Below are 19722 nucleotides of genomic sequence, written 5' to 3'. Positions count from 1 at the left end.
GTCTCGCCGGAGGCCCCGCGATGCACACCGCCTTTCGGCGCCTCGCTCACGCAATGCAAAACCCAACAGGATTCTGATGAAGGGCTTCAAGCCATCGGCGCCATTCCTGCTGCTGCTTCCAGCCTTCATCGTGCTGGCCGCGGTCGTCGTCGTGCCGCTGCTTCTGTCGCTCTATTCCAGCTTCACACCGTTCCGCCTGACCAAGCCCGAAACATTCTTCGTCTTCGTCGGCTTCCGGAACTATCTCTCGATCCTGGCCAACACCGATTTCTGGTGGGCGTTCGGGCGCACGGTGCTGCTGCTGACGATCGCGCTCAATCTCGAAATGCTGCTCGGCCTCGGCCTCGCCATGCTGGTCGAGAAGGCGACGCGCGGCCAGCGCATCCTGCGCACGCTGATGATGTTTCCGATGATGTTCTCGCCGATCCTCGTCGGCTTCCAGTTCAAGTTCATGTTCAACGACAATATCGGCCTGGTGAACAACGCGCTGCAGTCGCTCGGCATCACGCAGGACGCCATTCCGTGGCTGATCGAGGGCCATCTCGCCTTCATCGCCATCTCGATCGCCGAGATCTGGTCGTCGACCGCGATCTTCGCCATCCTGATCCTCGCCGGCCTGCTCGCCATGCCCAAGGAGCCGATCGAGGCCGCGCGGGTCGATGGCTGCACGCCCTGGCAGACCCTCCGCTATGTGACGTGGCCGTTCGTCATGCCTTTCGCCTATATCGCCATGACCATCCGTTCGCTCGACGTCGCGCGCGCCTATGACATCGTCAAGATCATGACCGATGGCGGACCGGCGGGCCGCACCGAGCTGTTGTGGACGCTGGTGGCGCGCACCGCCTACAGCGACGGGCGCATGGGGATGGCCAACGCCATGGCCTATTTCTCGATCCTGCTGTCGATCGCCTTCACCGTCTATTTCTTCAACAAGCTCGCCGCGGCGCGCACGCAGATCGGCGCGGAGTGGTGATGGACGAGAATTCTTCCGCCCGCCTGAAGCGCCGGCTGCTGGGCATCGTCCATCGCGTCGGCCTGTTCCTGGCGATGCTGACAATCTGCCTGCCCGGCCTCTGGATCGTGCTATCGTCGCTGCGGCCAACCGTCGAGATCATGGCCAAGCCGCCGGTGTGGATCCCGCAGGAGATCTCGTTCGACGCTTACATCGCAATGTTCTCGGGCATCGGCAAAGGCGGCATCCCGGTCATCGAATATTTCCGCAACTCGCTGATCATCTCGGTGACCTCGACGATCATTGCGGTGGCCATCGGCATGGCCGGCGGCTATGCCTTCGCGCGCTACCGCTTCCGCGGCAAATCCAGCGTCTTCCTTGGCCTGATGCTGACGCGCACGGTGCCCGGCATCGCACTGTCGCTGCCGCTGTTCTTCCTCTATGTGCGGCTCGGCATCATCGACACGCATTTCGGGCTGATCCTCGCCTATGTCGCGCTCAACGTGCCGTTCACCATCTGGCTGATCGACGGCTTCTTCCGCCAGGTGCCGAAAGACCTCGCGGAGGCAGCACAAATCGATGGCTGCACGCGCTGGCAGGCCTTCTGGCAGGTCGAGTTCCCGCTCGCCGGGCCGGGCATTGCGTCTGCCGCCATCTTTGCCTTCCTGACCTGCTGGAACGAGTTCGCGCTGGCCTCGCAACTGACCCGCTCGGTGAGCGCCAAGACGCTGCCGGTCGGCCTGCTCGACTACACGGCCGAATTCACCATCGACTGGCGCGGCATGTGCGCGCTGGCCGTGGTGATGATCATTCCCGCACTCACCCTCACCTATATCGTCCAGAAACACCTTGTCGGCGGCCTGACCTCCGGCGCGGTGAAAGGCTGATCCCATGGCAACGGTTTCCCTGAAAAAACTGACCAAGCGCTACGGCAATATCGGGATCGTGCATGGCATCGATCTCGATATTGCCGACCGCGAATTCATCGCGCTGGTCGGCCCGTCAGGCTGCGGCAAGTCGACGACTTTGCGCATGATCGCCGGACTGGAAGAGATCAGCGCCGGCTCGATCGAGATCGGCGGGCGGATCGTCAACGATCTGCCGCCGCGCTCGCGCAACATCTCGATGGTGTTCCAGTCCTATGCGCTCTATCCGCATATGACCGTGCGCGAAAACCTTGGCTTCTCCTTGAAGATCGCCGGTGCGGCCAAGGAGGACATGGAACGCCGTGTCGCCGAGGCCTCGGCCATCCTGGGCCTCGACACGCTGCTCGACCGCCGCCCGTCGCAACTGTCGGGCGGCCAGCGCCAGCGTGTCGCCATGGGCCGCGCTATCGTGCGCGACCCTGACGTCTTCCTGTTCGACGAGCCGCTTTCCAACCTCGACGCCAAGCTCAGGACGCAGATGCGCACCGAGATCAAGAAGCTGCATGCCAAGGTGCAGTCGACAGTGATCTACGTCACCCACGACCAGGTCGAGGCAATGACGCTGGCCGACCGCATCGTCATCATGCGCGACGGCCATATCGAACAGGTCGGCACGCCAGACGAGGTCTTCCGCCGCCCGGCGACACGCTTCGTCGCCGGCTTCATCGGTTCGCCGCCGATGAATTTGCACGAGGCGACGGTCGATGACGGCCAACTGGTTTTCGCCAGCGGCGAAAAGCTGCCGCTACCCGCCCAATTCAAGGCCAATGTCGCGACCGGCGACAAGGTCGTGTTCGGCCTGCGGCCAGACGACATCTATCCGACCGGCCATGGCATCAGCTCCGGCGGTGCGGCCGACGTCCATCAGATCGACCTGCCGATCACCGTCACCGAACCGCTCGGCAACGAGACGCTGGTGTTCGTCGAGTTCAACGGCACCGACTGGGTTTCGCGCATGCTGAACCCGCGCCCGTTGCGCTCCGGCGAGCGGGTGGCGATGAGCCTCGACCTGTCGCAGGCGCATCTGTTCACCGCCGAGACCGGAAAGACATTGCGGAGCTGACCGATGGCTAGAATCGAGAAAATCGAACTGCGGATGGTGGACCTTGTGCCCAAGGTCAAGCGCACGGACGCCATCCAGAGTTTCGTCAGCCAGGAAACACCGATCGTCACCATCACCGATTCCGACGGCGCGGTCGGCACCGGCTACAGCTACACGATCGGCACCGGCGGTTCGTCGGTGATGCGGCTCTTGTCCGACCACCTGGCGCCACGCCTGATCGGCCGCGACCCCGACATGATCGAGGCGATCTGGCACGATCTCGAATTCGCCACCCATGCGACGACCATCGGTGCGATCACCTCCATCGCCATTGCGGCGATCGATACGGCGCTCTGGGATCTGAGGGCGAAGAAGCAGAACCTGCCGCTGTGGAAACTCGCCGGCGGCGCCAAGGACCGCTGCCCGCTCTACACCACCGAGGGCGGCTGGCTGCACATCGAGACCGCAGCACTTGTCGACGACGCGCTGGCTGCCAAGGCGAAGGGATTTCGTGGCTCGAAAGTGAAGATCGGCAGGCCGCACGGGTCGGAGGATCTCGCCCGCCTGTCGGCGGTGCGCAAGGCCGTGGGCGACGGCTACGAGATCATGACCGACGCCAATCAGGGGTTTTCGGTCGACGAGGCGATCCGGCGCGCGGCGCGGCTGCGCGAACTCGACCTCGCCTGGATCGAGGAGCCGCTGCCGGCCGACGACATTGACGGCCATATCAGGTTGTCCAACTCGACGCCGACGCCAATTGCCATTGGCGAATCGCTCTATTCGATCCGCCATTTTCGCGAATACATGCAGAAAGGCGCCTGCTCGATCGTGCAGGTCGATGTCGGCCGCATCGGCGGCATCACGCCATGGCTCAAGATCGCCCATGCGGCGGAGGCCTTCGACATTCCGGTCTGCCCGCATTTCCTAATGGAGCTGCATGTCAGCTTGACCTGCGCGGTTCAGAACGGCAGGTATGTCGAGTACATTCCGCAACTCGACCAGTTGACCGGCAAGCATATGCGCATCGAGGATGGGCATGCGCTGGCGCCCGACGAACCCGGCATCGGCATCGACTGGGATTGGGACGCGGTCAAGGCCATGAGCATCGCCGAATTCACTACGGCGATCACGAAGTAGGAGTCGGATATGCAGCGAATGGGCATGGTGCTGGGGTTGAAGCCCGAAAAGGTCGAGGAGTATGTCCGCCTGCATGCCGCCGTCTGGCCCGACGTGCTGACCATGATCTCGGCCTGCAACATCAAGAATTATTCGATCTATCTGAAGCGGCCGGAGAATCTGCTGTTCTCCTATTTCGAATATCACGGCACCGATTATGCGGCCGACATGGCCAAGATGGCCGCCGACCCGAAGACGCAGGAATGGTGGTCGGTCTGCATACCATGCCAGGAGCCGCTCACGACCCGCAAGGAGGGCGAATGGTGGGCCAGCACGGACGAGGTCTTCCACTATGACTGAGGGCGGTTTCGACCCTGCCTTACTCGTCCAGTCCTGGCCAACACCCTCGAAGCCTCGCCCGATCGTCACTTTCGGTGCCGGATCGATCGTCGGGGACGCGCATTTTCCCGCCTATCGCAAAGCCGGCTTTCCGATTGCCGGCCTCTATGATCCCGACCAGGCCAAGGCGAAAACCCTGGCCGACAAATGGGGCATGACGGCGTTCCGTTCGGTCGACGAAGCCGCATCCGTCCCGGATGCGATCTTCGATCTGGCGACCCCGCCGGGACGGCACGCCGAGATCCTGAAAGCCCTGCCCGACGCTGCGGTCGCATTGATCCAGAAGCCGATGGGCAACTATCTCGGCGAGGCAACCGAAATCCTCGAAATCTGCCGTGCCAAGAACCTCAAGGCGGCCGTGAACTTTCAGCTGCGCTTCGCGCCGATGATGCTGGCGCTCAAGGACGCTATCGCCAGGGGCTGGCTCGGCGAAGTCGTCGACTTCGATGCCTGGCTGGCGCTGGCGACACCGTGGGAGTTGTGGGAGTTCCTGCTCAAGGCGCCGCGCGTCGAGATCGCCATGCACTCGATCCACTATATCGATCTCATCCGGCAATTGCTCGGCGATCCCAAAGGCGTCCACGCCAAGACGCTCGGCCATCCCAACCACAAGGTGGCGCAGACGCGCACCAGCGCCATTCTCGACTATGGCGACACCATGCGCTGCGCGCTGTCGATCAACCACGACCACAAGTTCGGCCGCCGCCACCAGGCCTGCGAATTCCGCATCTGCGGCACCGAGGGGGCGGCCTATCTCAAGCTCGGCCTGAACCTCGACTATCCCCGGGGCGAACCGGACATTCTGGAAATCCATCCGAAGGGCGCAACGGACTGGATCGCGGTACCGCTTGCCGGCGAGTGGTTCCCCGACGCCTTCGTCGGGCGCATGGCCAACGTCCAGCGCTTCGCATCAGGAGAAGACGACGAACTGGTCAGCTCGGTCGAGGACGCCTGGAGCACCATGGCGCTGGTGGAAGCCGCCTATAGATCGAGCGCGGCGCCGGCGACGCCGATCGCGGAAAGACCCTGATGGAACAGATCCAATATTTCGAAGATTATGAAATCGGCTCTTCGCGGCTAACCAGCGGCCGCACCATCACCGAGACCGACTTCATCGTCCATGCCGGCCACACCGGCGATTTCTTCCCGCACCACATGGACGCCGAGTACATGAAGACGACGCCGTTCGGCCAGCGCATCGCGCATGGTACGCTGGTGTTCTCGGTCGGCATCGGGCTGACGGCAAGCATCGTCAACCCCGTCGCCTTCTCCTATGGCTATGACCGGCTGCGCTTCATCAAGCCGGTGTTCATCGGCGACACGATCCGCACGCGCACCACCATTACGGCCAAGGAAGACGATCCCAAGCGGCCGGGCTCGGGACGCGTGATCGAACGCTGCGAGGTGATCAACCAGCGCGGCGAGGTCGTGCTGGCGGCCGATCATATCTACATCGTCGAACGCAAGCCGGCGCAGAGCTGAAGAACAGCGTGGTTCTTACGAACCGGTCGTGCGGTGATGCGCTTGAGCCCCGAGCAGCAGGACCATCCCGACTAGGATTTTCGCGACAGGCCGCCGCGTAACGCGGTGCCGGCCTTCAGCGTTCCGCTGGCAATGGCTTCGCGCAGGACGTTGGCGACCTGCTCCGCCACTGTCTGCGGCCTCCCACGCAATCGATGCTCCCTGACACGCGGACTCCAGAGTAGTGGAAAACCAGCGAACTGGATATGAGTATCCTCGTGTACGGTACGGCACACGCCGCTGAAGACTGGACAGCGCTGATAGCGAGATGCGCCGAGCCGATGGTCTCTGTCGAATATTCGTGCAGGGCGCTGCCCGGCGCAGGCAGTTCGCCTATGCTGCCGTGGCCGGCCGATCCTTGAACAGGACCGGATCGGCAACAGCCGGCTCCGCATACCGTATGCGCAGGCGCAGAAATGGCGCTTCGATGCAGGTGTAGCTGAGATATCCGATCGGGATCGTCGCCAGAAAACACAGCAAGGACCAGAGGCAGGCAATGTAGAAATTGCTGATGCCCATGATGTTCGCGTTGATGAACGCCGCCAACTGCATGACGAAGAACAGGTGCAGGAGATAGATCGAATAGCTGTAGGCCCCAGCCTTCTCCAGGATCCTGAACGGCAGGCCTGTTCGCTGCCTTGGAAAGCTGGTGTCGTAATAGGCGATCCCAAACGAATAGGCCGCCGCCTCCACCGTCGGCAGGATGATCCATATCCAATGCGGCGAGGGATACCGCTCAAGCTGGTAAAACCCTCCCGCGGCATCGAACCACCAGAAGAACCCCGAAAAGGCCAGCAGAACGGCCAGCGCGAGCCAGTGCCGGTCCTTCGCATGGGCGCGGAGATGGAAGGCAAGGATGCCGGCCAGGAACTGATCGGCATGGCCAATGATGGTCCAGGCCGCCGCCGACTGTACCTCGCCGAGGTGCACGTAAAGTGCGCACCTCAGCAAAATGGCCGCCGCGATGAACAGCAAGGGAGCGAACAGGAAGCGTCTGGACGCCATCAGCAGGAACGGCAGCAGGATGTAGAAGTGGGCTTCCACGGTTATCGACCAGCCGCCGTTCGGGAGGGTTGGAAAGATCACCCCCTTCCCGACGTCGGTGAAATAGCCGCCCAGGGGCTGGCCCGCCATAGATACGCGGCAAGCCTCGATGGCTATCACGGCCAGCAGGAGCGGAAGCAGCCTCAGCGCCCGGTTGGCGAAGAAGGGCAGATAGCTGACCTGTTTCCCATCAAGAAGCTTGGCGAACAGGTAGCCGGAGAGCGTCATGAACAATGAAACGCCGGTGACCCCCTCATCCAGCAGGCTGAAAATGGGCACGGCAGGTACAAAACCATAGGGCACCGGCCCCTCTGGAGACTGGTGGAGGAAATGCCAGGTGAAGACCAGGAAAGCCGCTAGGCCACGAACATGGTCCAGCGCCGGATAGTGTTCTCCAGTCGAAGATCTCATGATTCAGACCAGGCGCCCGGGCGTTCAACGATCATCGCAATGTCGCGCGGTCCCAATGCCCGCAACGATGGCAGCAGAGCGAGGGCCCGCTTGCCAATGCCTAGTTTGCCCGCCTCTCGTTAATTTACACTTCCATCCAATGGAGAAAGTCCGGCGCAGCCAGCCGCAACCGCCAGAAACCGCGTGGCACGTGCGGGACGCAGCCGCCTTCGATCAATCGACCTCCACGGCGACCACCGCCGCGCAGTCACCGGCCTTGACCAGGCCGGGAAAATGCCGCGCCGCCAGCATACCCGACATTTTTGCCCGGATCTCCTGCGGGGCAATGCCCGTGCGGCCAACCGAATGGATCCGTGCCAGCACCGCGCCCTCTTCGACGGGCTCGCCGAGATCAACCATGGTTTCGATCATGCCGTCCTCCTCGGCGAAGGAGAAGCAATCGCCAGACGGCATATCCAGCCATTGAGTTCTGCCCTTCTCGACCGCCCCAGCAACAATGCCCGCATGACGCAGCACATTGAGAATGCCACGCCGTGCAATCCGCACCGTTTGAGCGCGCGAGGTGCCACCGCCGCCAAGCTCGGTGCTGACGAAGACCTTGCCCATCTCCTCGGCCGCCGTGTCGTACATGCCGACCGAGTCGATCTCGATCATGCGCATCGAGAAGGGCGCCGAAAATGCCGCCACCGCATCGAAGGCTTTCTGCTCCAGTGCCTTGTCGGGCAGAGTGTGGGCCGCGCAGAACGGCACGAAATCCAGCGTCTTTCCCCCGGAGTGGAAGTCGAAGACGATGTCGGCGCGGGGCAGCAACTCGCGCTGGAAATAGTCGGCGATCTTCTCGGTCACCGTGCCGTCCGGCCGGCCGGGGAAGCTGCGGTTCATGTTGCCCTTGTCGATTGGCGAGGTCCGCGTGCCGGCGCGGAAGGCCGGATAGTTCATCGCCGGCACGATGATCACCGTGCCGCTGACTTGCTTCGGGTCGAGCGTGCGGGCGAGATCGTAGAGCGCCAACGGCCCTTCATACTCGTCGCCATGATTGCCGCCGGACAGCAGCGCCGTCGGTCCCTTGCCGTTGCGGACGACGCACATCGGAATCATCACCGAGCCCCAAGCCGAGTCGTCGCGGCTGTATGGCAGGCGCAGGAAACCGTGCTGGACGCCGTCACGACCGAAATCGACGGTCGGTGTGATCGGTGACGGGCGGAGGCTGGACATCTGGCTCAATTCTTCACCACCAGTTTGCGCGGAACATTGGCCAGGCACTCTACACCGGTTTCGGTAATCAAGATGGACTCGGTGATCTCCAGCCCCATCGTTTCCAGCCACAGGCCGGTCATGAAATGGAAGGTCATGCCGGGCTTGAGTTCGGTGCGGTCGCCGGGGCGCAGGCTCATGGTGCGTTCGCCCCAGTCCGGCGGATAGGACAGACCTATCGAGTAGCCGGTGCGGTTGTCCTTGACGATGCCATACCTTTTCAGCACGGCGAAGAAGGCATTGGCGATGTCCTCGCAGGCGTTGCCGGGCTTTGCGGCGGCAAGCCCCGCCTCCATGCCTTCCAGCGTCGCCTTCTCGGCATCGAGGAATTCCTGCGTCGGCTTGCCGAGGAAGACGGTGCGCGACAGCGGACAATGGTAGCGGTTGTAGCAGCCGGCGATCTCGAAGAAGGTGCCCTCGCCCCGCTTCATCGGCTGGTCGTCCCAAGTCAGATGCGGCGCCGAGGCGTCCACGCCGGACGGCAGCAGCGGCACGATCGCCGGATAGTCGCCGCCAATACCGTCAACGCCGCGCGTGCCGGCATCATAGATCTCTGCGACGAGATCGCATTTGCGCATGCCGATCTCTATTCTGTCGAAAATGCGCTGGTGCATGGCTTCGACGATGCGGGCGGCCTTACGCATGTAGTCGATCTCGGTCGGGCTCTTCACCGCGCGCTGCCAGTTGACCAGCGCGGTGGCGTCGACGAAGCGGGCATTGGGCAGATGTTTCTGCAACGAGGCGAAGGCGGCGGCCGAGAACCAGTAATTGTCCATCTCGACGCCGATGGTGAGCTTGCCCCAGCCGCGATCGACGAGCATGCTGGACAAGAAGTCCATCGGATGGCGTTCCGTCGACTGCACATAGTGGTCGGCGTAGCCGACGATGTTGTCCTGCGCGAGATAGGCGGTGCGCCTGGCACCGTTGGCGTCCTGGCCGCGGCCGTACCAGACGGGCTCGCCCGACGGCGGCACGATGACCGCCTGGTGCACGTAGAAGGACCAGCCGTCATAACCGGTCAGCCAGGCCATGTTGGAAGGGTCGCTGACGATGAGGAGATCGACGCCCTTGGCCTCCATGGCTCGCCGCGTCTTGGCGAGGCGATCCGCAAATTCGCCGCGCGAGAATTTCAGGTTCGGTTGCATTGTTCTTGGTCCTCGTTTGTTAGGCCCTGGAACCCGTTTCAACTTCGGTGAACCCGGCTCCAGGAATTTTGCTTGAGCATGATCTGATCGGAAAACCGGTTCCCACTTTTCCGGATCATGCTTTGCGGCCAGCATCAGCTTTCAAAAATGGTTCCGGCATTAGCCGCCCGCGCGCGGTCGCGGGCGAGCGTGGCGATCGCGGTGTCCTGCACGCCGGTGCCGGTCAGATCGGCGATGGTGATATCGCTGGCCGAACGTCTCCCGTGTCGTTCGCCGGCGATGATCTGGCCGAGTTCGGTCACTTCTTCATCGGCGGCCATCACCCCTGCCGCGATGGCATGATGCAGTTCGCCCAGACGCCGCGTCTGGCGCGCGCTGTCGGCGACGTAGAGATCGGCCATGCGCAGGATGGCCGGCGCGACCTCGTTCTTGTGTTCGGCGTCCGAGCCCATGGCGGTGATGTGCTGGCCGGCCGAAATGAAGCCTGCCTTGATCAGCGGCTCCGTCGACGGCGTGGTGGTGACGATGATGTCGGCGCCGACAACGGCATTTGCTGCATCGGGCTCGGCGCGCACGACAATGCCCAGTCTTTCGCGCAAGCGGGCAGCGGTGACTTCGGCCTTGGCGGCGTCGCGCGCCCAGATGCGGGCTTCGGCGATCGGCCTGACAAGGCGCAGTGCTTCCAGTTGCAGACCTGCCTGCAAACCGGCGCCGAAGATTGCTGCCACGGTGGCGTCTTCGCGCGAGAGATGCTTCGCCGCGACCGCGCCTGCTGCAGCGGTGCGGACATCGGTCAGGTAGCCATTGTCGAGCAGCAGCGCCTCGACCACACCGGTCTTTGCCGAAAGCAGCACCATCATGCCGCCACCGCTCGGCAGGCCGAGCTTTGGATTGTCGAAGAAGCCGGAGCTGATCTTCACGGCGAAGCCGTCGATACCGGGCACATAAGCGGACTTCACGTCGACCTCGCCGCGACGCTCGGGAATGTCGAGCCGCAGGATCGGCGGCATCGCCACGGGCAGAGTGGCGAGCGCGCGAAAAGCGTTCTCGATGCAAGCGACCGCGTCGAGATCGAGCGTTACGATCTTGCGCAGTTCTGCTTCGGTCAGAATCATCATACGGCTCATGCGGCGCGCTCCCCGATTGCCTCGCCGCAGACGATCCTGCGGTGCGCGTTCATGTCGATGTTCCGGCCGGAGAGAAGTACGACCACCTGCCCTTTCGCCTTGACCTTGCCGGCGAGCAGCGCTGCGATGCCGACCGCGCCGGCGCCCTCGACGATCTCGCGCTCCTGCGCATAGGCGTGGCGGACGCCGGCGGCGATCTCGTCCTCGCCGAGCAGGATGATTTCGTCGAGCAGGTCCCGGCACATGGCGAAGGTCAGCCTATTGTCGAGGCCGATACCACCACCAAGCGAATCCGCCAGCGTCGGCAGTTCCTCCACCAGGACAGGCCGGCCGGCATCGAGGCTCGCTTTCATCGCAGCACCCCGCGCCATCGAAACGCCGATGACTTTCGTGCCGGGGCTGACACCCTTGACGGCTGCGGCCACGCCTGAGGCCAAGCCGCCGCCGGAAAGCTGCACCAGCACGAGACCGGCCTCCGGGACCTGCTCGATCATCTCCAGCCCGAGCGTGCCTTGCCCGGCGATGATGGCGGGATGGTCGAAGGGCGGCAGCATCACCAGCCCCTCCTCCGCCACCAGCCGCTCGACCTCCTGCTGGGCGTCGTCCTGGCTGTTGCCGACAATGCGCACCTCGGCGCCGAGCCGACGGATTTCGTCCAGCTTGTTCTGCGGCACCAGCCGCGACATGCAGATCACCGCGCGCATGCCTTCGAGCTTCGCCGCATGCGCCAGCGCGCGACCGTGATTGCCGGTCGAGGCCGCGACAACACCGCGCGCCTTTTCGTCAGCACGGAGCGAAGCGATGGCATTCGAAGCGCCGCGCAATTTGAAGCTGCCGGTGGTCTGCCGGTGTTCGAGCTTGAGGTGAACCTGTGCGCCCAGCTGTTCGGAAAGACTCGAAGAAAGCACGGTCGGCGTACGCTCGACCTTGCCGGCAATACGCTCACGCGCGGCTCGAATATGCTCAAGCGTAACCTGTCTCATGATCATCAATCGCGCGGCAACGGCAGCGTCATCAGACGGCCGAATTCAGGATGGGCTGTCTCGTCGCCGCAAAGGCGCAAGCAGTTCCAGGCGGTCGCCTGATTGCTGGTAACAACGGGACGGCCGATGGCCTGTTCCATGCCGGTGACCTCAAGCGCGCCGCGCAGCGCTGTACAGGACACAAACAGGGCATCGGCCTGCGGGTGGGTCGCCTGGCGCGCGAGATCGACAAGGGCTGTCGGCGGGATGCGCGCCATCTCGCGATCGTCCTCGAAACCGAGACAGGTGAAGCTGGCGATCTCGAAACCACGCGCCGCGAAATAGGCCGCCATCGGCCTGGAGGTTTCGACCGTGTAGGGGGTCAGAATGCTGATCCGGCGCACGCCGAAGGCATTCAGCCCGCGCATGCCGGCCATTGGCGGGGTGACCACGGGAACGCCAGGCTTGGCCGCCTGGATCGCCGTCTCGATCTCGGCATCGCCGATCACCACCGAGGCCGACGTACAGGAGTAGCAGACGGCCTCGAGCTTCTCGTCGGGCAGGATCAGGGCAGCACCCGCCGTCAGCGCCGGCTGCATCTTGCGCAGATTTTCCGGCGTCGTCGGATTGGCATAGGGAATGCGCGCGACATAGACGCCGATGCGTTCGCTCGCCACCATGCGGCGAAAATCCGGTTCGCTGGTGTGATCCGTGGCCAGGATGATCAGGCCGACGCGCTTGTCGAGCGGACGCTCATCGAGTGATGGCCGACTGGGATAGACCTTGATCTCGGGCAAGGGTTTCATCGGCTACCTCTCGATCTTGCCGTAACGGCGTTCCAGCCAGCGCAGCAGCACGACCGAACAAAGGCTGATGGCGAGGAAGAAGGCGCCGACCAGCGTGATCGGCTCGATGTAACGATAATAGGTGTTGGCGACGCTTTTGGCCTGGTTCATCAGCTCCAGCACGGTGATCGCCGAGAGCAACGGCGTCTCCTTGAACATGGCAATGAAATAATTGGCCAGTGCCGGGATCATCGGCGGGATGGCCTGAGGGATGATGATGTGCGTCCAGGTTTGCCGGGCGCTGAGATTGCAGGCCTTGGCGGCCTCCCACTGGCCACGCGGTACATTGTCGATGCCGGCGCGGTAGACCTCCGCCGTGTAGGTTCCGTAGTGCAGCCCGAGCCCGATGACACCAGCGACCAGCGGCGGCAGCAGGATGCCGATGTCGGGCAGCACGTAGAAGATGAAATAGAGCTGCACCAGAAGCGGTGTGCCGCGGATGAACTCGGCCGCCCAGCCGACAGTACGCGACAACGCCTTGTTGGGCGAGCGGCGCGCAAGCGCGATCCCCAGCCCGACGATCGCCGCCAGCACCGAGCCGAGCAGCGTCGCCAGGATGGTGATCTTCACCCCCTGGATCAGCGTCGGCATGATCTGCCATACGAAATCCCAGTCCCACTCCATCAGACGCGCACCCCATCGAGGCCGCGCGCCATGCGGCGTTCCAGCGAGCGCACGCCCCAAGAAATGAGCAGTGCAAGGACGAAGTAGATGACCAGGATGGTGGCGAAAGGCACCATCGTGTTGCCGGTCTGGGCGCGCACCACCTGCGCCTGGAAGGTCAGGTCGGCGAGCGAGATCAGCGAGACCACGGAGGTGGCCTTGAGCAGTTCGATGGCGTTGTTGCCGAAGGTCGGCAGCATCACTAGAAAGGCCTGCGGCAGGATGACATGGCGCAGGCCTTGCCAGCGGCCGAGATTGAGCGCGATGCAGGCCTCATGCTGTTCGCGGCCGATCGACTGAACGGCGCCGCGCACCACTTCGGCGGCATAGGCGCCGACGTTCAGGCCCAGCGCCAGCACGCCGGCCTGCAGCGGGGTCAGTTCGAGACCAATCAGCGGGAGCACGAAATAGGCGAAGAACAGCTGCACGAAGATCGAGGTGCCGCGGAAGAATTCGATATAAGCGGTGGCGAGCGCCCTCAGTGCGAAGAAGCGCGACAGCCGTCCCATGCCGGCCAGAAAGGCCATGATCAGGGCAAGCACCGACCCCATCAGCGTCAGCTCGATGGTGACAAGCGCTCCCTGCAATATCAGGCCGAGATAGCCGGACCACTGGGTCATCTAGGTTCCAACGTTCCATTTTAGCCCCTTCTCCCCGTTCACGGCGAGTTGAGGAGCGGTCCGCGTAGCGGGCGAAAAGCCAATTGCTTGGCTTTTCGAGCGACGAAAGCCGGCAGGCAGATGAGGGGCGGCTCCAGCTTCTCCAAACTTGGCGCCGCCCCTCATCCGTCACTTCGTGACACCTTCTCCCCGTGAAACGGGAAGAAGGAAGAAGAGGCGCCTACTTCGCCGAGCAGAGCTTGTCGCGCGTCGTCGACATCGCGGCGGCGGCCGAGAAACCGTAGGGCTCGATGATCTTGGCGAATTCGCCCGACTTCTTCATCTTGGCGAGCTCGACGTCATAGGCATCGCGCAGCGCCTCGTCGCCCTTCTTGAAGGCGGCGCCGTCGCAATAGACCGGGGCACCCTGGACCGGGGCGATGACTTCGAGGTTCGGGTCGTTGGCCTTCTTCATCAGATCGTTGATCGACAGAACCGGCAGCGAATAGGCGTCGATGCGGCCGTCCTGCACCATTTTCAGGCCGCTCTGGCCGTCCGGCACGACGATGACGCGTTCGCGCGGCACGCCGGCGTTCAGCGCCAGCTTCTCCTCGGTGCCACCGCCGGGCGCGCCGATCGTGGCCGATGTGTCCTTGGCGACGTCCTCGTAGCTCTTGAAGGCTTTCGGATTGCCCTTCTTCACCAGCATCGCCTCGGCGTCGCACAGCACCGGTTCGGAATAGGCGACCGCGGCGCAACGCTCCGGCTTCATGAACAGGCCGGCGGTGACGACGTCGAAGCGGCCGGCCTTCAGGCCGGGGATCATGGCGCCATATTCCGAGATCGAGGCGACGATGTCGCCAACGCCGAGGCGTTTGAAGATCTCGCGCGCCACGTCGGGCGCCGCGCCAGAAACCTTGCCGTCGGCCGCGACCGCCGTGTAGGGCGGCTCATTGGCGATGGCGACACGGGCAAAGCCCTGTGACTTCAACTGCTCGAGCTTGCTGTCGTCGGCCGAACCCGGGATCGAGGCGGCCAGCACCGCCGTCAGTGCAAGGCCGGCGACGCCGGCCAGAATGCCAAGTTTCTTCATTGTTCCCAACTCCTGTTTCTTGTCTTGGTTTGTTTGGGGCGGCTTTCCGTCCCTTGAGGACGGCGTTGTCGCCTCGGGCATGACGGTCAGACGCGATGTCCGGCCGCGATGATCTTCTTCAGGAAGCCTTGCGTGCGCTCCTGTTTGGGATGGCGGAAAATCTCGTCGGGCTTGCCTTCCTCGACGATCTTGCCGCGATCGAAGAACAGCACCCGGTCGGCGAAGTCATGGGCAAACCCCATCTCGTGGGTGACCAGCAGCATGGTCATGTCGGTCTCGGCGCAGAGCCGCCACAGAACGTTGAGCACCTCCTCGACCAGTTCCGGGTCGAGCGCCGACGTCACCTCGTCGAACAGCATGATCTTTGGCTGCAGAGCGAGCGCCCGGGCGATCGCCACGCGCTGCTTCTGGCCGCCCGACAGTTGCGCCGGCATCGCCTTGGCCTTGTCGGCCATGCCGACCATGTCGAGCAGTTCCATCGCCCGCTTTTCGGCGGCGGCGCGGGGCGTTCCCTTGGTCAGCATCGGCGCCAGCGTCACATTGTCGATGACGCTCTTGTGCGGAAACAGGTTGAACAGCTGGAACACCATGCCGATCTTCTGGCGCATCCGCGCCAGATGCCGCTCGTCGGCCGGCAGCAGCTGGCCGTTGCGCTCCATGTGGTAGAGCTGCTCGCCCTCGATCTGGATGTGGCCGCCATCGATGCGCTCCAGCGTCATCAGGATGCGCAGGATCGTCGTCTTGCCCGAGCCGGACGGACCGATCAGCGCCAGCTTCTCGCGCGGCATGACCTGCATCGACAAGCCGTCCAGCACCTTGAAGGCACCGAAGCTCTTCGAAATGGCATCGACCTTGATGATGGGTGCGGACAAATGAATTTCCCCGTGCTGGAGAAGCCTGTGCCCTTAACGATGCGGAACGCGCCAAATCATGTCAATTGGGAAAATAATATCATGACAATATTTCCCATTCCGCACAATTGTTGAGCAATCGGTGCCGAAGAGCGGCGCACTCGCTAGATTGCCAACAGCAGATGCTCCGGATCGCCAAGCAAGAGCTTGGTGACAACGCCGAGGCCGGCGCGCAGTTCCCCTTCGGTGGTCGAGCCCAGCGAGATGCGCACCGCCGGATGCCAGGGCGCGTCGGAAATGCGGAAGGATGTTCCCGGCGCGATCGCCACGCCCTGCAGCCGGGCCTGGGCGACAAAGCCCTCTTCGGCACGGTCGTCGGGCAGTTGCAGCCAGATATGCAGCCCGTCGCGCCGGGCGCGATAGTCGATCCCGGCAAGCACCTCGGCGGCGATATCCTGGCGCCGCCGTAACGCGGCGCGCTGCCAGCGCACCAGTTCCATCGCCGTGCCGTCGGTCACCCATTTGGTGGCGATCTCGGCCACCAGCGGCGTCGCCATCCAGTTCGACACCAGATGCCGGTTGGCGACGGCGGCGACATAACGGTCAGGCGCGGCGAGATAGCCGATGCGCAGGCCGGGCACGGTGATCTTGGTGAAAGAGGTGACGTAGAGCGTGCGCTCCGGCGCGTAAGCGGCGACCGGCGGCGGCCGGTCCTCGACCAGCGGCCCCAGCACGTCATTCTCGATGATGGCGATGTCATGCTTGCGCGCGACGGCGGCGATTTCTTCACGCCGCCGCGCATCCATCAGCGTCGCCGTCGGGTTGATCACCGAAGGCTGCACGAACACCGCGCGGATGTCGGAAAGACGGCAGGCCTCGTCCAGCGCCTCCGGGATCAGGCCGCTATCATCGATCGGCAGGCCTTCGAGGTTGAAACCGAGATAGCGCGCCAGCGGCACCAGCGTGTGGTGGCCGATCGCCTCGGTGGCGACGGTCGATCCCGGCGGCGCCACGCTCATCAGCGCCACCGTCATGCCGGCGGTGGCGCCATTGGTCAGGCTGATGTTCTGGGCGGAAATGTCGAGCCCGCACAGTTTCAGCCATTCGACCGCCACCGCACGATGGCGCGGAAACACCATGTTGGGCCGGAAGGACAGCGCCGAACTCGACGGCAGGTTTTCGGCGAGCCAACCCAGCGCCTGCTTCAATCGCTCCAGATGCATCGGCTCGCAGACCGGCTTCAGGATGGAGAGGTCGATGACCTCGCCGAGACGCTCGGGCAGATAGGGCGGCTCCGGCTCGCGACGCTGCGTCTGGACGAAGCTGCCGCGGCCGATCTCGCCGGAAATCAGGCCGCGCCGGATCAATTCCTCATAGGCGCGGCTGACCGTCTGCACCGACAGCTTGAGATCGTCGGCCAGCCGTCGATGTGTCGGCAGCCGCGCGCCATTGGCAAGACGTCCGTCATGGATGGCGCGCGCGAACTGGTCGGCAAGCGATTGATAGGCTGGCCGCCTTATGAGCGCGGGATCGGGTTGCCACAATGTCATGACTTATTAGAGATCGAAATCAGTGCAATTGACAATCGAAATAATGCGCCATCATGGTACAGTGGACGAAAAAGTGGGCGCTGATGGCTGCTGCGAAACTCGACGCGATCGACCTCAAAATCCTCGACGCCATCCAGCGCGACGGGCGCATCACCAAGCTGGCGCTGGCCGAGCAGGTGGGGCTGTCGCCGACGCCGTGCTGGATGCGGCTGCGTAAGCTGGAAAAGGCCGGCATCGTCTCGGGCTATCACGCAAGGATCGCCATGCGCGTCGTGGCGCCGGTGGCCACCGTTCTGATGGAAGTGACGTTGGCCAGCCACCGCCAGGCCGATTTCGACCGCTTCGAGCGCGTCATCCGCGATATCCCCGAAATCGTCGCCTGCTGGTCGGTGGGCGGCGGCGTCGACTATGTGCTGAAGGTGATGGCTCGCGACATCGACGCCTATCAGCGGCTTGTCGACGGCTTGCTCGACCGCGAGATCGGCATCGACCGCTATTTCACCTACATCGTCACCAAGACGGTGAAGGAAGAGATCGCACTTCCCATCACCGAGTTGCTGCCGGTGTCGCCGTAGTACCGGAGAAATCGTCTGCAGAGGCTTCACAATAGAGAGAATCTCTCTACTTCAGAACACCCAAACAGCCTCTCTGTCTGCCCACGACCGATAGTCTCCCAGGATCAGACCGAACCGGGAGGCTTCGACCATGTCCGCGCATTTCGCCCGCTCGCATCGCCATGAGGCGCTCGACCGCCTCGCCGACCGCGGTCTGCTGCGCGAACTCGCCTATGTCGACGGCCACTGGACGGCGAGCGAGGCCGCCGAAAGCTTTGAGGTCACGGATCCGGCGACGGGAAGCACGGTCGCTTTCGTCGCGGCGCTGGATGCACGGCAAACGACAAAAGCAATCGATGCCGCCGCGCGCGCTTTTCCGGCCTGGCGGTCGCTGCTGCCGCAGGAGCGGTCAAGAATCCTGCGAAAATGGTTCGAGCTGATCATTGCCGCGAAAGACGACCTGGCATTGCTGATGACCCTGGAACAGGGCAAGCCCTTGCAGGAATCGCTCGGCGAAATCGACTATGCCGCCACTTTCGTCGAGTGGTATGCGGAGGAAGCCAAGCGCCTCAACGCCGAGAGCGTCACCAGCCATCTGGCGAACGCGGAAATGATGGTGCGGCGCGAGCCGCTCGGCGTCGTCGGCATCGTCACGCCGTGGAATTTCCCCTCGGCCATGCTGACCCGCAAGGCGGCCGCCGCCCTTGCCGCCGGCTGCACCATTGTCGCGCATCCGTCCTCGGAAACGCCGCTGTCGGCGCTGGCGCTGGCCGAGCTTGGCGAGCGCGCGGGACTGCCGGCCGGCGTCTTCAACATCGTCACCGGCAAGGCCGCGACGATCGTCGGGCGGATGTGCGAAGACGCACGCGTCCGCGCCATGAGTTTTACGGGCTCGACTGAGATCGGCAGGCTGATTGCCGCGCAGAGCGCGCCGACGATGAAGCGGCTGGTGATGGAGCTTGGCGGCCACGCTCCGCTCATCGTGTTTGCCGATGCGGATCTCGACAAGGCGGTGAGCATCGCCATCGACGCTAAATTCGCCACATCGGGCCAGGATTGCCTCGCCGCCAACCGCATCTACGTCCAGCGGCCGATCCACGATCGCTTCTACGCTGCCTTCGCCAAGCGGATCGAGGCGCTGCGGACCGGCAATGGCCTTGACGACAAGACCGACATCGGGCCGCTGATGCATGAGCGCGCCGTCCAGAAAGTCGAGGAGCAGGTCGCCGATGCGCTCGCCCATGGCGCGCGTTGCCTTGCCGGCGGCAAGCGACATCAGGCCGGGCCGCTGTTCTACCAGCCGACGCTGCTGGCCGACGTTTCCGACGCGGCGCTGATCATGCGCGAAGAGACTTTTGGGCCGGTCGCCGCGGTGACGCCGTTCGACAGCGAGGACGAGGTTGTCGAACGTGCCAATGCCACCGAATATGGCCTGGTCGCCTATGTCGTGACCGAGAGTGGCGCGCGCCAGCAGCGCGTGGGCCGCGCGCTCGACTACGGCATGGTCGCTATCAACCGGGTGAAGATCACCGGCGCGCCAATTCCCTTCGGCGGCGTCAAGCAGTCCGGCATCGGCCGCGAGGGTTCGCGCCACGGGCTCGAAGCGTTCACCGATCTCAAATATCTCTGCCTGGACGTCGCATAAATCCGTCCGGCCATCCCTCAAGG

General features: G+C 63.7%; 20 protein-coding genes. 9 read left to right on the top strand and 11 right to left on the bottom strand.

What is annotated here, in order from left to right:
- The first annotated feature begins 76 nt into the window (after positions 1 to 76).
- Genes ACVILI_RS11905 through ACVILI_RS11875 form a run of 7 tightly spaced genes read left to right on the top strand, consistent with a single transcriptional unit; the run spans position 77 to position 5917 of the window.
- Positions 77 to 973, top strand: a complete 897-nt coding sequence (locus ACVILI_RS11905) for a carbohydrate ABC transporter permease (protein WP_240564873.1) — start codon at positions 77 to 79, stop codon at positions 971 to 973.
- A complete protein-coding gene (locus tag ACVILI_RS11900) occupies positions 973 to 1839 on the top strand; it encodes a carbohydrate ABC transporter permease (protein WP_038645102.1) in 867 nt (288 codons plus the stop codon). The genes ACVILI_RS11905 and ACVILI_RS11900 overlap by 1 nt, the downstream gene beginning before the upstream one ends.
- A gap of 4 nt (positions 1840 to 1843) precedes the next feature.
- A complete protein-coding gene (locus tag ACVILI_RS11895) occupies positions 1844 to 2941 on the top strand; it encodes an ABC transporter ATP-binding protein (protein WP_019856707.1) in 1098 nt (365 codons plus the stop codon).
- A gap of 3 nt (positions 2942 to 2944) precedes the next feature.
- Positions 2945 to 4057: a mandelate racemase/muconate lactonizing enzyme family protein gene (locus ACVILI_RS11890; RefSeq protein WP_019856706.1), complete on the top strand. Its 1113-nt coding sequence runs from the start codon at positions 2945 to 2947 to the stop codon at positions 4055 to 4057.
- Positions 4058 to 4066: 9 nt separating this feature from the next.
- Positions 4067 to 4396: an L-rhamnose mutarotase gene (locus tag ACVILI_RS11885; RefSeq protein ID WP_019856705.1), complete on the top strand. Its 330-nt coding sequence runs from the start codon at positions 4067 to 4069 to the stop codon at positions 4394 to 4396.
- Positions 4389 to 5465: a Gfo/Idh/MocA family protein gene (locus ACVILI_RS11880; RefSeq protein ID WP_019856704.1), complete on the top strand. Its 1077-nt coding sequence runs from the start codon at positions 4389 to 4391 to the stop codon at positions 5463 to 5465. Before ACVILI_RS11885 ends, ACVILI_RS11880 begins: the two co-directional genes overlap by 8 nt.
- The gene (locus ACVILI_RS11875; protein WP_027046569.1) at positions 5462 to 5917 is read left to right on the top strand and encodes a MaoC/PaaZ C-terminal domain-containing protein; all 456 of its coding nucleotides are present in this window, start codon (positions 5462 to 5464) and stop codon (positions 5915 to 5917) included. The genes ACVILI_RS11880 and ACVILI_RS11875 overlap by 4 nt, the downstream gene beginning before the upstream one ends.
- 372 nt (positions 5918 to 6289) lie before the next feature.
- Here ACVILI_RS11875 and ACVILI_RS11870 read toward each other — a convergent pair whose 3' ends face one another.
- The 11 genes from ACVILI_RS11870 to ehuR form a co-directional block, all read right to left on the bottom strand.
- Positions 6290 to 7411: an acyltransferase family protein gene (locus tag ACVILI_RS11870; RefSeq protein ID WP_019856701.1), complete on the bottom strand. Its 1122-nt coding sequence runs from the start codon at positions 7409 to 7411 to the stop codon at positions 6290 to 6292.
- Between the two features lie 213 nt (positions 7412 to 7624).
- A complete protein-coding gene (gene doeB, locus ACVILI_RS11865) occupies positions 7625 to 8626 on the bottom strand; it encodes a N(2)-acetyl-L-2,4-diaminobutanoate deacetylase DoeB (protein WP_027046568.1) in 1002 nt (333 codons plus the stop codon).
- Positions 8627 to 8631: 5 nt separating this feature from the next.
- Positions 8632 to 9810 (bottom strand): ectoine hydrolase DoeA, encoded by a 1179-nt coding sequence (gene doeA, locus ACVILI_RS11860; protein ID WP_038645100.1) that lies wholly within the window; start codon positions 9808 to 9810, stop codon positions 8632 to 8634.
- A gap of 134 nt (positions 9811 to 9944) precedes the next feature.
- The gene (locus tag ACVILI_RS11855) at positions 9945 to 10937 is read right to left on the bottom strand and encodes a cyclodeaminase (RefSeq protein WP_038645098.1); all 993 of its coding nucleotides are present in this window, start codon (positions 10935 to 10937) and stop codon (positions 9945 to 9947) included.
- Complete coding sequence (gene eutB, locus ACVILI_RS11850; protein WP_038652265.1) at positions 10934 to 11920, bottom strand: hydroxyectoine utilization dehydratase EutB; 987 nt, start codon at positions 11918 to 11920, stop codon at positions 10934 to 10936. Before eutB ends, ACVILI_RS11855 begins: the two co-directional genes overlap by 4 nt.
- Positions 11921 to 11925: 5 nt before the next feature.
- Positions 11926 to 12705: an ectoine utilization protein EutA gene (eutA, locus tag ACVILI_RS11845; protein ID WP_038645096.1), complete on the bottom strand. Its 780-nt coding sequence runs from the start codon at positions 12703 to 12705 to the stop codon at positions 11926 to 11928.
- A gap of 3 nt (positions 12706 to 12708) precedes the next feature.
- On the bottom strand, positions 12709 to 13368 hold the full coding sequence (ehuD, locus tag ACVILI_RS11840) for an ectoine/hydroxyectoine ABC transporter permease subunit EhuD (RefSeq protein WP_038645094.1): 660 nt from the start codon (positions 13366 to 13368) through the stop codon (positions 12709 to 12711).
- On the bottom strand, positions 13368 to 14027 hold the full coding sequence (gene ehuC, locus ACVILI_RS11835; RefSeq protein ID WP_032929174.1) for an ectoine/hydroxyectoine ABC transporter permease subunit EhuC: 660 nt from the start codon (positions 14025 to 14027) through the stop codon (positions 13368 to 13370). Before ehuC ends, ehuD begins: the two co-directional genes overlap by 1 nt.
- 220 nt (positions 14028 to 14247) lie before the next feature.
- A complete protein-coding gene (ehuB, locus tag ACVILI_RS11830; RefSeq protein ID WP_027046565.1) occupies positions 14248 to 15099 on the bottom strand; it encodes an ectoine/hydroxyectoine ABC transporter substrate-binding protein EhuB in 852 nt (283 codons plus the stop codon).
- 86 nt (positions 15100 to 15185) lie between these two features.
- Complete coding sequence (gene ehuA, locus ACVILI_RS11825; RefSeq protein WP_019856693.1) at positions 15186 to 15971, bottom strand: ectoine/hydroxyectoine ABC transporter ATP-binding protein EhuA; 786 nt, start codon at positions 15969 to 15971, stop codon at positions 15186 to 15188.
- Between the two features lie 143 nt (positions 15972 to 16114).
- A complete protein-coding gene (ehuR, locus tag ACVILI_RS11820) occupies positions 16115 to 17500 on the bottom strand; it encodes a MocR-like ectoine utilization transcription factor EhuR (RefSeq protein WP_019856692.1) in 1386 nt (461 codons plus the stop codon).
- An 83-nt stretch (positions 17501 to 17583) separates the two neighbouring features.
- Here ehuR and ACVILI_RS11815 point away from each other — a divergent pair, with 83 nt between their 5' ends.
- Together ACVILI_RS11815 and ACVILI_RS11810 are read left to right on the top strand one after the other, a co-directional pair.
- Entirely contained in the window at positions 17584 to 18075 is a 492-nt protein-coding gene (locus tag ACVILI_RS11815) for an Lrp/AsnC family transcriptional regulator (RefSeq protein WP_038652262.1), read from the top strand.
- A gap of 130 nt (positions 18076 to 18205) precedes the next feature.
- Positions 18206 to 19699 (top strand): NAD-dependent succinate-semialdehyde dehydrogenase, encoded by a 1494-nt coding sequence (locus tag ACVILI_RS11810; RefSeq protein WP_038645090.1) that lies wholly within the window; start codon positions 18206 to 18208, stop codon positions 19697 to 19699.
- The last annotated feature ends 23 nt before the right edge of the window (positions 19700 to 19722 follow it).

The organism is Mesorhizobium sp. USDA 4775 (assembly GCF_054062655.1).
Note: the sequence above shows the minus strand (reverse complement) of the source record. Positions and strands in the feature narration are given on the sequence as shown.

Coding starts and splice junctions, on each gene's coding strand:
- ACVILI_RS11905 (WP_240564873.1), top strand. CDS start 77: ATGAAGGGCTTCAAGCCATCGGCGCCATTCCTGCTGCTGCTTCCAGCC.
- ACVILI_RS11900 (WP_038645102.1), top strand. CDS start 973: ATGGACGAGAATTCTTCCGCCCGCCTGAAGCGCCGGCTGCTGGGCATC.
- ACVILI_RS11895 (WP_019856707.1), top strand. CDS start 1,844: ATGGCAACGGTTTCCCTGAAAAAACTGACCAAGCGCTACGGCAATATC.
- ACVILI_RS11890 (WP_019856706.1), top strand. CDS start 2,945: ATGGCTAGAATCGAGAAAATCGAACTGCGGATGGTGGACCTTGTGCCC.
- ACVILI_RS11885 (WP_019856705.1), top strand. CDS start 4,067: ATGCAGCGAATGGGCATGGTGCTGGGGTTGAAGCCCGAAAAGGTCGAG.
- ACVILI_RS11880 (WP_019856704.1), top strand. CDS start 4,389: ATGACTGAGGGCGGTTTCGACCCTGCCTTACTCGTCCAGTCCTGGCCA.
- ACVILI_RS11870 (WP_019856701.1), bottom strand. CDS start 7,411: ATGAGATCTTCGACTGGAGAACACTATCCGGCGCTGGACCATGTTCGT.
- doeB (WP_027046568.1), bottom strand. CDS start 8,626: ATGTCCAGCCTCCGCCCGTCACCGATCACACCGACCGTCGATTTCGGT.
- doeA (WP_038645100.1), bottom strand. CDS start 9,810: ATGCAACCGAACCTGAAATTCTCGCGCGGCGAATTTGCGGATCGCCTC.
- ACVILI_RS11855 (WP_038645098.1), bottom strand. CDS start 10,937: ATGAGCCGTATGATGATTCTGACCGAAGCAGAACTGCGCAAGATCGTA.
- eutB (WP_038652265.1), bottom strand. CDS start 11,920: ATGAGACAGGTTACGCTTGAGCATATTCGAGCCGCGCGTGAGCGTATT.
- eutA (WP_038645096.1), bottom strand. CDS start 12,705: ATGAAACCCTTGCCCGAGATCAAGGTCTATCCCAGTCGGCCATCACTC.
- ehuD (WP_038645094.1), bottom strand. CDS start 13,368: ATGGAGTGGGACTGGGATTTCGTATGGCAGATCATGCCGACGCTGATC.
- ehuC (WP_032929174.1), bottom strand. CDS start 14,027: ATGACCCAGTGGTCCGGCTATCTCGGCCTGATATTGCAGGGAGCGCTT.
- ehuB (WP_027046565.1), bottom strand. CDS start 15,099: ATGAAGAAACTTGGCATTCTGGCCGGCGTCGCCGGCCTTGCACTGACG.
- ehuR (WP_019856692.1), bottom strand. CDS start 17,500: ATGACATTGTGGCAACCCGATCCCGCGCTCATAAGGCGGCCAGCCTAT.
- ACVILI_RS11815 (WP_038652262.1), top strand. CDS start 17,584: ATGGCTGCTGCGAAACTCGACGCGATCGACCTCAAAATCCTCGACGCC.
- ACVILI_RS11810 (WP_038645090.1), top strand. CDS start 18,206: ATGTCCGCGCATTTCGCCCGCTCGCATCGCCATGAGGCGCTCGACCGC.